General features: G+C 26.6%; 9 protein-coding genes and 1 pseudogene. 5 read left to right on the forward strand and 5 right to left on the reverse strand.

All coding sequences use genetic code 11. The features are described from left to right. The first annotated feature begins 98 nt into the window (after positions 1 to 98). Together ABUA17_RS17645 and ABUA17_RS17650 are read left to right on the forward strand one after the other, a co-directional pair. Positions 99 to 740: an HAD family hydrolase gene (locus tag ABUA17_RS17645; RefSeq protein WP_082425256.1), complete on the forward strand. Its 642-nt coding sequence runs from the start codon at positions 99 to 101 to the stop codon at positions 738 to 740. A 142-nt stretch (positions 741 to 882) separates the two neighbouring features. Next, on the forward strand, positions 883 to 1,011 hold the full coding sequence (locus ABUA17_RS17650; RefSeq protein WP_279325373.1) for a hypothetical protein: 129 nt from the start codon (positions 883 to 885) through the stop codon (positions 1,009 to 1,011). A 107-nt stretch (positions 1,012 to 1,118) separates the two neighbouring features. On the opposite strand, the gene ABUA17_RS17655 is transcribed toward ABUA17_RS17650, so the two are convergent. The 3 genes from ABUA17_RS17655 to ABUA17_RS17665 all read right to left on the reverse strand — a co-directional run bounded on the left by ABUA17_RS17655 (position 1,119) and on the right by ABUA17_RS17665 (position 4,616). After that, entirely contained in the window at positions 1,119 to 2,966 is a 1,848-nt protein-coding gene (locus ABUA17_RS17655; protein WP_195952652.1) for a PAS domain-containing sensor histidine kinase, read from the reverse strand. A 54-nt stretch (positions 2,967 to 3,020) separates the two neighbouring features. Beyond that, on the reverse strand, positions 3,021 to 3,749 hold the full coding sequence (locus tag ABUA17_RS17660; protein WP_243276153.1) for a nuclease-related domain-containing protein: 729 nt from the start codon (positions 3,747 to 3,749) through the stop codon (positions 3,021 to 3,023). A gap of 210 nt (positions 3,750 to 3,959) precedes the next feature. Beyond that, entirely contained in the window at positions 3,960 to 4,616 is a 657-nt protein-coding gene (locus ABUA17_RS17665; protein ID WP_195952651.1) for a poly(ethylene terephthalate) hydrolase family protein, read from the reverse strand. A 344-nt stretch (positions 4,617 to 4,960) separates the two neighbouring features. Between ABUA17_RS17665 and ABUA17_RS17670 the strand changes: the two genes are divergently transcribed. Further along, complete coding sequence (locus ABUA17_RS17670) at positions 4,961 to 5,401, forward strand: Hsp20/alpha crystallin family protein (protein WP_042399004.1); 441 nt, start codon at positions 4,961 to 4,963, stop codon at positions 5,399 to 5,401. A gap of 112 nt (positions 5,402 to 5,513) precedes the next feature. Here the strand turns inward: ABUA17_RS17670 and ABUA17_RS17675 are convergent, their stop codons facing one another. Together ABUA17_RS17675 and ABUA17_RS17680 are read right to left on the reverse strand one after the other, a co-directional pair. Then, complete coding sequence (locus ABUA17_RS17675) at positions 5,514 to 7,352, reverse strand: PAS domain-containing sensor histidine kinase (protein WP_349818204.1); 1,839 nt, start codon at positions 7,350 to 7,352, stop codon at positions 5,514 to 5,516. 237 nt (positions 7,353 to 7,589) lie between these two features. Further along, positions 7,590 to 8,264 carry a CAP domain-containing protein gene (locus ABUA17_RS17680; RefSeq protein WP_243276150.1) on the reverse strand — a complete coding sequence of 225 codons (675 nt, stop codon included), beginning with the start codon at positions 8,262 to 8,264 and terminating at the stop codon, positions 7,590 to 7,592. Between the two features lie 539 nt (positions 8,265 to 8,803). Here ABUA17_RS17680 and ABUA17_RS17685 point away from each other — a divergent pair. Then, the gene (locus ABUA17_RS17685) at positions 8,804 to 9,244 is read left to right on the forward strand and encodes an Hsp20/alpha crystallin family protein (RefSeq protein ID WP_042398998.1); all 441 of its coding nucleotides are present in this window, start codon (positions 8,804 to 8,806) and stop codon (positions 9,242 to 9,244) included. A gap of 251 nt (positions 9,245 to 9,495) precedes the next feature. Beyond that, positions 9,496 to 11,511 (forward strand): annotated as a pseudogene (locus ABUA17_RS17690) (hypothetical protein); the annotation flags it as partial.

The following is an 11,511-nucleotide window of genomic DNA, read 5'->3' on the forward strand; positions in this document are numbered from 1 at the left end:
GTATTATTTAGTCTCGCAAACTTATTGTATTTCCTTAGGTTGAGAAGAGCAATGTTCATATAACTTAACAGATCGGATGTATTTAAGGGGAGAGATATATGATAAAAGCAGTTATATTTGATTTAGATGGTTTATTAATTGATAGTGAGATAGTTTCATATAAAATCTATAAAGAAATATTAAACCAATTTGGACATAGCTTTTCTATTGAAGAATACGCTCAAAATTTTAGCGGAAAAACAGAAGTTAAGAATGTTACAAATTTAATAGATACATATAATTTACCGTGGACTGTTGAGGTAGGATTAGAGAACGTATTAAAAGTTGAAGATAAGTTTATTAATGAAGGTATTGATTTAAAGACTGGAGTTAAAAAATTATTAACGTATTTAAAAGATAACAATTTAAAAATTGCTATTGCTTCATCAAGTACAAGAGATAGAGCATTAACAATATTGAGACAGCATAACATTGTTGGATACTTTGATGAATTTGTATTTGGTAATGAGGTTGAAAAAGGAAAACCAAACCCAGATATTTTCTTAAAAGCTTGTGATAAAATTTCAGAAAATCCAGAAGAGTGCTTAGTTTTAGAAGATAGTGAATCAGGAATTCAAGCAGCATATTCAGCTAATATTCCAGTAATATGTATACCAGACATGAAAGTTCCAAATCAACGTTATTTGAATATGACAAAAGCAGTATTATCTTCATTAGAAGAAGTTATTTATTACTTATAGAGTAGATTTAATGAACAATTTTAATATATTACGAAGTATAAGACGATTTGATTTTTAAAATGCTCGATAAATTTATAATTTAACACTTATAGTAGTTTTAGTTATAAGTATTACCACATTAAGTATATTGATAGGAGGAGCAATGGTGAAAAAATTTAAATGTAACAAATTAGGGTTAGGAAGTTTATCATTGTTTTTATGTATATATTCGATTTTTATTCTTATATTATCTGTACCATATTTAAACAACATAAAGATAGGAGTACTTTAATTTCTATTCAAAAAGGGTGTCCATTTGGACATCCTTTTATGTTATGCTAATTTCAACACTATTTTAAAACAAAACCATTATTTTACCTAATAAGAAGCTATTACATCTTAATCATTTCCTATATATATATCAGAAAACTCTATATTCATTCTCTTAACCAAATCATGATAATCATTATTAAAATATACCTTATCAATATTACTATCATCACTTAAAATCTTTACAGGTAACTTTATTATAAATTCACTTCCAACACCTAACTCACTTTTAACTTCTATAGTTCCCCCCTGTATTTCAATTAAATCTTTTACAAGCGATAATCCTATTCCACTACCTTCAGTAGACTTATTAAACCTATTTTCAACTTGCCTGAACCTTTCAAATATATACATTAATTTATCACTTGGTATCCCAACTCCAGTATCTTTTACTGTTATAACAAAAGTATCATTACAATCGTTTAGCAATACTTCTATTTGCCCCTGTGCCTTATTGTATTTTATACTATTTGAAAGGAGATTAAGCATTATTCTCTCTAGCTTTTCTAAATCAAAAGCCATTATTTTTTCTTCAACATTAGTATCAAAAATTAAATCTATATTATTTTGTTTAGCAAAGTCTGCTACTGACATTGAAATATTTTCTACAAAACTCACTATATCATAATTTTTAGGGTTATATTCATAATATCCACATTTCATTCTTGTAGAATCAATTAAATTATCAACCAACCTTAATAATCTTTTGGAGTTTTGGTCTATTATATCTATATACTTATTTAAGGAATTTCTTTTTTCTAAAACTTCCTTTTCAACACTTTTAATTAGTTGCAATGAACCAAAAATTAAATTTAAAGGAGTTCTTAATTCATGAGATATATTTGCAAAAAACTCTTGTTGCATTTTTTCAATTTCTCTTCTATGAGTAACATCTCTTCCAGTTACAATAATCCCCACTAAATTTTTGTAACTATCCAAAAATGGCTCTTTAATAACTTCAAATTCTCTAACCTGTCCATCAATAGTAATTTCTTCATTATATATTTTTCTCTTTTTCTCTTTAATTACTTCTAAATCTGATTTTTGTATACTAGCTTCTATTTCACTTAAACCATATATGTTAGAGCTACTCTTCCCTATAACATCTTCACGTTTAAGTTTAAGATCTTTTAAAAAACTATCATTACAATCTAAATACACACCATTCATATCTTTAAAAATTATATGTTCTAGGCTATCATTTACTATTTTAGTCATTATACCACCATCATATATTTTTTCTAATTTCCCTATAACACTTTCAAAAATCCCTATAATACCTATAACCTCACCATTACTATATATTGAATATCTATTTAATATATATACAGTATTATTTAATGTACTAATCTCTTTACTATATGGTTGCTTTGAATCAATGAAGGTTTTAGCTGCATTGAAGTATAAATCTCCATTCTCTTTTGAATATACATCAAAGTCTGTTAATCCATACATATCAAGATTTGGATGCCCTTCATATTCATTATATAAATCACTACTATACATGTATCTATTTTCTCTATCTTTTATAAAGAAAATATTACCTAGCTCATTAATTTCATCAAAAATTTTCTTTTCTATACAATGCTCTAAATAAAAAGCAAAATATTTTTCATCTATTTTTTGTATAGTAATGCTAATAAAATTCACTAAACTCCTAATATATTTAGTGCATACTATATTATCATTCTCTATACTCTCTATCCTATTTATAAAGTTCTTGTCATCTTTAAATTCTGGTAAAACATCAAAGAAATCTTTATGGATAAGCTCATCAGAAGTTTTATTAAAAAATGAAAGTGCTTCGTCATTAATAAATTCTATCTTCATTGTAGTATTCTTATCTTTGTTTAATTCATACTTTATAAACAAAACTGGTTTAGGTATTTTTCTAAAAACATCTTTATAATTTACCATGCTTTCCTCCACATTATTAACCTATTATTGTATTTTTCTTATTTACTATCTATATTAATTTCTTATGAATCTACATTTAGGAAACCCACTACAGCCTATAAAACGTCCATTCTTTCCATTTCTCATTACAAGCGCCTTGCCACACCTAGGACATATGTTATTTTGTATCTTTTTTTCTCTTTCACTTAAATTACTTTTTATATTATGTACATGCTCTTTTCTTACATCTTTAGAATCAATATTAAACATAAGTAAATCATAATATATCCTAGTTACCATATCTATTGACATTACAATAGAATTACAACTTCTTATATAGTCAATAACATTATTATCATACATAACTGGCGATTTCGTATTAACCTTTAATGTAGCCCTATTAGTAAAAACCACTATTGGATTAATATTAGTACTACTATCAAGGCTTAATCTTTCCCTTATTGATAATACGTGTCCATAATTTTGTTTTATAGGATTTCTAAATTTTCCTTTATTCTTATAAATTACTTGTGTCCAATTTTCATCATTTTCACTACCAAATATTAATCCTTTATAATTTTTTGTTTCTATCACAAAAATTCCATATATAGAAATAACAACATGATCTATTTGTGTAGTACCTCTTTCTGTTCTTATCATCAAATTATTTATAACTTTGTATTTTGTATTATCTAAAGTTGATAGTATATTAGCTACTCTTTTTTCGCCAACATTACCTTTAATTTTTGCACCATTAAATTTAATAATTAACATTATAATTATTAAAATTATAATTATCCCCAAAACTACCCCTCCTTTATTTTTACCTATTTTTATTAATTATAGCAAATATCATCACTTCACTTTGTCGAAATAAGTAATAAGATATAAATATATTTTTAAACAAAAAAATGCAATAATATTATCATATTAAACTGATAACATTATTGCATTTTATGGATAATAATATATTCCTTTTTAGTATATCCAACTTCATAATCAATATATTTATTTCTATTTAATCATTACATCTTGCCAATTATTTGAATTACTTAATATTTCAGCTGAATCTCCTAAGAATACTTTGCTAGCTTCCTCATCATTCATTAAAGTATATCTAAACCAAGCTGTCATATAGCCATCAGCATAAAGGAGCATGTCCCCATGATCAGTATTTTTTCTTCTTGCCATAACTGATTTAATATCACTATTTAAATTCATATAATTTTTAACCATAGAATCTAGCGGTGCTATTGTTTCAGCATCAGCCTTACCTGTACCTGCTACCATAAAATAAGGTATTGATATTTTGGTTACATCATAATTCCATTCAAGAGTATTAGCTAATTCAATCGATGTTGTACTTGCAGTATAAATTGATGTAAATACATTACTATTATCAAATTCAGTTACAGCATTTATTGCTCCTACACCTCCTTGTGAATGTCCTGAAATTCCTACATTTGCTGTATCTAATTTATTAAAAAATATACTTTCTTCATTACTATTTAATGATAAAATATAATCTAATGTAATTGATGAAGATTTAGCGCTTGCAGAATTAGCATCATCGTTTCCTATTGCTACAAATCCCCAAGAAGCTAAATGCTCAAATGTTGCTCCATACTTTTGATATCGAACCCCTGCCCCATTTGCAAATACGTTAATCATTTTTATTTAATTTTCTTCAAATATATAAATATTTATTTAAAATTAAAATTTATCAAACTAACTCTTTAATTTTCTAAATAAATCTAACTAAATCTCTTCATTTTTAACTTTGACTTTCTTTGACTTTAATCTTATAATGTACTTGTACAAAGAGATAAGAGAAGTAATAAATAAAGAATGAATAAACTTCTCAAATAGAAAGCTCAATTAAGCTTAGTAAAAACTACTTTTGAACTTTCACAAAATTAATTTATTAAATGAACTTCATTCCTAACTATTACTTTAGGAAGTAAGTTGAATTAACTAAATTAAAATTTAAATTTTTAGTATAAGGAGGTCTTTGTATGTTTGGTTTAGTACCTTTTAAATTTAATAATGGAGAAAATAATAGAGGATTAACAATTAATGACATGTTCAATGATTTCTTTAATGATGATATGTTATCAAAATTTAATTCTAGTGGAAGCTTCAAGACTGATATAAAGGAAACCCCTGAAGAATATATTGTTCATGCTGAATTACCTGGTGTTAAGAAAGAAGATATAAAAGTTGATTATAATAATAACTATTTAACTATTTCTGCAACAAGAAATAACGAATCTGAAGAAAAGAAAGATAATTATATAAGACGTGAAAGAAGCTATGGCTCAGTTTCAAGAGGATTCTATATTAGCAATGTAAACAAAGATTCAATTAAAGCTAAATTCGATAATGGCGTTTTAAATATTGAGTTACCTAAAAAGGAATTAACTGCAAATAATAGTACTCAAATTTTAATTGAATAGCCCAATTAATAATGACTCCAGAAAGAAGATGATTCCATTGTTTTAAAAAGCTTAAAGCAGCCACAATTCTTAATTTGTGGCTGCTTTTATTATTTATTTATATATTAATTATTTATAAATATATATCTGAAAACTCTATATTCATCCTCTTAACCAAATCGTTAGAATCATTATCAAAATATTCTTTATTAAAATCATGCTCTTCACTTAAAACCTTTACTGGTAATTTTATTTTGAACTCACTACCAATACCTAGTTCACTTTTAACTTCTATAATTCCATCCTGTATTTCAATTAAGTCCTTTACAAGAGATAAGCCTATTCCACTACCTTCATTAGACTTTCTAAGTCTATTTTCAACTTGCCTAAACCTTTCAAAGATATATTCAAATTTATCACTTGGTATACCTATTCCAGTATCTCTTACAGCTATATTAAAACTATCACCACAATCATTTAATAATACTTCTATTTTTCCATTTGCTTTATTATATTTTATACTATTTGAAAGCAAATTAAGCATTATTCTTTCCAGCTTTTCAAAATCAAATGCCATTATTTTTTCTTCTACATTAGTATCAAAAATTAAATCAATATTATTTTGTTTAGCAAATTCAGCTACTGACATAGAAATATCTTCTATGAAACTTACTACATTCCCATTTTTGGGATTATATTTATAATATCCGCACTTCATTTTTGTAGAATCAATTAAGTTATTAACTAACTTTAATAATCTTTTTGAATTTTGTTCTATTATATTTATATATTTATTAAATTCCCTTGCTTTTTCACAGGATTCCTTTTTAATAAATTTAATTATTTGTAATGAACTAAAAATTAAATTTAAAGGAGTTCTTAATTCATGAGATATATTTACAAAGAATTCTTGCTGTAATTTTTCAATTTCTCTTCTATGAGAAACATCTCTTCCTGTTGCGATAACTCCTGCTACATTTCCATAACTATCTAAAAATAGTTCTTTAATAATTTCAAACTCCTTAACCTGTTCATCAATATTTATTTCTTGAGTATATATTATTCTTTTCTTTTCATTAATTACTGCTAAGTCTGTTTTAATTGAACTATCATTTATTGAACTTAAAGCCTTTACATTACAATTAGCTTTTCCTATAATATCTTCACGCTTAACATTCAAATCTTTTAAAAAACTATCATTACAATCTAAATATATACCATTAACATCTTTAAAAACTATATGTTCCGAACTATTATTTAATATTTCAGCAATAACACCACCATCAGATATTCTTTCTAATTTCCCTTCAATAGTTTCAAGAACCCCTATAACTCCTACAACTTCATCATCGCTCAATATTGAATATTTATTTAATAAATACACATTATTATTTAAATTGCAATTTTCTTTAGTATAAGTTTGTTTTGAATCAATAAACTCTTTAGTTGCTTCAAAATATTTACTTCCAATCTCCGCTCCATATAGATCAAAATCTGTTAATCCATAAATATCTATATTAGCATTTCCTGAAAGTTCTTTATAAGAGTAACTACTATACATGTATTTATTATCTTTATCCTTAACGAAGAAAATATTACCCTTTTTCTTGATATTATCTAGAACTCTCTTTTCTATACAACATTCTAAATAAAAAATAAAGCTTTCATCATTTATTTTCTGTATCGTAATCTTAATAAAATTATTTAAACTTCTAACATATTTAGTATATATTATATTATCACTATCCATATTTTGTATTTTATATGTAAAATTTTTATCATCTTTAAACTCTGGTAAAATATCAAAAAACTCCTTATTTATAAGCTCTTCAGAAGTTTTATTCAAAAATGAAAGTGTTTCTTCATTAATAAATTCTATTTTCATTTTAAATTGCTCATTTGAGATTAATTTATATTTTACAAATAAAACTGGCATGGGCATTTTTCTAAAAACCTCTCTATAATCTACCATATTCCCTCCATATTATTGACCTATTAATACATTTTTTCTTTTGAATTTATTATTTTTTAGAATTAAATACATTATATTATATTTTTGTATTTTTTTATATAAGAAAAAAATACCATTTATTCCAATATAAATTTAAGGTTTGACTATAACAAAAAAGCTATAAGATGATATTATATTTAAATCACCTTATAGCTTCCTATTATTGTACTATTTAATTATATATTCTAAATTTATTTTCTATTTGTAAAACTCTTGAGTTGCATATACCTTATTACCTATCTTATATACACCTACACCAATACTACTAAAGTTTGTAGATAATATGTTTTCTCTATGACCTTGTGAATTCATCCAGTTAGTCATAAATTGATTTGCTAATGCTGTTGGGTCTGAAATTCCCCCTATATAAGCGATATTTTCTCCCCAAGCTCTATATGTAACTCCATCAGCTTTCATTTTTGTAGTTATATAGTTACCACTTAAATCAGTATGACTAAAGTAATTATTATCTCCCATATCTTGAGACTTAATTCTAGCATACTTTTCCATTGTTGTATTATATGTTAATGGTGCAACTCCTGCTTTTGCTCTTTCTTCATTTACTTTATTAAATATGGCTTGTTCAACTTGTGCCATGAATTGATCATTTACAACTGTACTATAACCTGTTTGAGTATTGTTACTAGTATTTCCTCCATTTGATGTTGAGGTGTTACCAGTAGATGTTGAAGTATTGCCAGTAGATGGCTTATTTTGATTATTATTATGTTTATTATGTCTATTATATCTATAACTAGTAGATGTACTTACCATTTTAGAATTTGAACTATTATCAATAGTTTCTGCATGGGCTTGTACTCCTCCTACAAATATACTTCCTAATAATACTAGTGAAATTATTTTTGATTTCATTTCCATTCCTCCTATAATTTGAGTTAATATCTTTAACTCATTTTTAGTCGTCTTGTACTTTTACGTCTCTAACAACTTGTCCACCTAATAGTAACATGGATATCTGAATTTTATAATAGTGGATTAATAGTAAATGTACATTTTATATCCCCAAATAATATTTTTTCTTTACATTCCTAAAAATAGTTTTTAGAAATATTGATTTTTATTTAAATTTATTGAAATATATAAAAAATTTTTTAAAATTAAATTTTATCAAACTAACTCTTTAATTTTCTAAATAAATCAAACCAAACCTCTTCATTTTAAACTTTGACTTTCTTTGACTTTAATCTTATAATGTACTTGTACAAAGAGATAAGAGAAGTAATAAATAATAAACTTCTCACACTGAAAATTCAATTAAGCTTACTAAAAACTACTTTTGAACTTTCACAAAATTAATTTATTAAATGAACTTCATTCCTAACTATTACTTTAGGAAGTAAGTTGAATTAACTAAATTAAAATTTAGAATTTTAGTATAAGGAGGTCTTTGTATGTTTGGTTTAGTACCTTTTAAATTTAATAATGGAGAAAATAGTAGAGGATTAACAATTAATGACATGTTCAATGATTTCTTTAATGATGATATGCTATCAGAATTTAATTCTAGTGGAAGCTTCAAAACTGATATAAAGGAAACTCCAGAGGAATATATTGTTCATGCTGAATTACCTGGTGTTAAGAAAGAAGATATAAAAATTGATTACAATAATAATTATTTAACTATTTCTGCAACAAGAAATAATGAATCTGAAGAAAAGAAAGATAATTATATAAGACGTGAAAGAAGCTATGGATCAGTTTCAAGGGCATTTTATATTAGCAATGTAAATAAAGATTCAATTAAAGCTAAATTCGATAATGGTGTTTTAAATATTGAATTGCCTAAGAAGGAAGTAACTACAAATAATAGTACTCAAATTTTAATTGAATAGTCAAAAATTAATTTTTATTTACTCCTAAAAGTATTTCTTCTCTAGAAAGGAGATGATTCAAGCGGGTTAGATAAAAAATCAGCTACAAAACTTAATTTGTAGCTGATTTTTTTATATTTATAAGTTAAGCTTAATGAAAAGTTTACTCATTAAATTTATTAAATTACTGTACCATATTAAATAGTTACATGAAATTTTCATAGATATATTCATATAATATCTTATTATAGAAAATTTTGTAGGTGCTTTTTATGACTAATTCAAAAAAATATTCTTTAATTAACGAAAATGTAAATATATATACAATTTCAGGAACAGTTGTACACAATAACGGTGGACCCTATAAAGATGTAATAAATACTCCTATGCCTAATGTTACAATTGCATTACAAATTCAAGGGGACAAAAATATTTACGGCGTAGTAACAGAAACTGGAATTGTTGTGAAAACTGATATTAACGGAAGGTTCACTTTTATAAACGTACCTTCTAATAATAGTTATCGAGTTGTTGAAGCGGGACAATATCTAGGTGAAATATCTTCTACTGGAGATTGGAATGACTCTAAGGAGATATCCATAACTCCAATTGACCCATATATTTCTCAAGTTGCTAATGCTCCATCAGACTCTAATAGAATTTGTTCAATATCACCCAATACAGTTTTTATTGATACATTAACAGAAGATATTGATAATATTTCTTTTATTGATGTTTTTGTTAATGATATTCCACTTTCTTTAGGTAAGTATGTTATTACTGGAAGTAATTTATTTACTGGTGCTGATAATGGTACATTTGGTAATTTGCCAAATGGAACCCCTGTACAAACTAGTCCTGCTTCAAATCCTTATTCAGGTTTTGGAGAAAGCTTTCAATATGTCCAGTATGAACATAATCCTGCAACTCAAACTAGTGACCCTAATCTTGCTTGTCAAAATGACGAACCTGGTGAATTATGTACTTGTACCCATGGTGGTTATCCAACCTGCCCACCATATAATGGTCAATATTCTTTAAGTAATACAATAGCTAATTCTAATTTTTGTGGTTGGTCTACTGGTGGCTGGTTTAATGTTTCCGACCACAAATCTGGTGATGAAACTAGTAGTATGCTAATTGTAAATGGAGCTTATCCAGGTGAATTTATTTTTAAAAGTGATGTTACTCTTAAGGAAAATACTAATTATTTTTTTTCAGCATGGATTTGTAATATAGACCTTTTTCCTAGTGCTGCTTTGCCCAAATTGAGAGTTGAAATAACAGAAGAAGGAAGCTCAACTCCTATTTTTAATGATAATTTAATAGGAAATTTTAAAGTAAAAAAAATCCCCACTTGGAATCAGATAGGTACAATGTTAAATTCTGGTACTAGCATAATTGATGGTAAAAATAATTTAGATACTAAGACAACTATTACAATTTCTTTTATTAGTGAAGGTGCTGCTGCAACTGGAAATGATTTTATTATAGATGATATTACTCTTTATGAATTAATTGAAAGTCCTATTACAAATTTAAAAAAATCTGTTGATAAATATGTAGCTAAACCTGGTGATATTCTTTTATATACTATAACCTTTGAAAATACTAGCAATACTGAAATCACTAATTTATATTTTTATGATGAAATTCCTGCCAATACAACCTATGTTGCTAATAGTTTAACAGTAAATAATATGCAATTTACTAATATCGGACAGCCTGGTTATATTGAAACGATAATCCCTTCACTAGGCATAAATGAAGCTGTTACTATAACTTTTAATGTAAAAATTAATAATAATACTGAAAATGGTACTGAAATCATAAATTTTTGTAGACTCTTCTATGGAACTACTGGTGATGAAACTAATATCATTTCTAATACAGTTTATACTATGGTAATAGATACAGATTGTAGTCCATGCCCTACTGGACCTACTGGTCCTCCTGGTATTCTTGGTGCTATTGGTCCTACCGGATGTACTGGCTTTACTGGTACTCCCGGTGATACAGGTCCTACTGGACCTACTGGTCCCACTGGTATTATTGGTCCTATAGGCCCTACTGGATGTACTGGTTTTACTGGTACTCCTGGTGATACGGGTCCAACTGGACCTACTGGTCCTCCTGATATTCTTGGTGCTATCGGTCCTACTGGATGTACTGGTTTTACTGGTACTCCTGGTGATACAGGTCCTACTGGTCCTACTGGTCCCACTGGTATTATTGGTCCTATAGGCCCTACTGGATGTACTGGTTTTACTGGTACTCCTGGTGATACG

Origin of the sequence: Clostridium sp. RTP31139st1_H3_RTP31139_211217, from assembly GCF_040227035.1 — a bacterium.
GTDB lineage: Bacteria > Bacillota > Clostridia > Clostridiales > Clostridiaceae > Clostridium > Clostridium saudiense.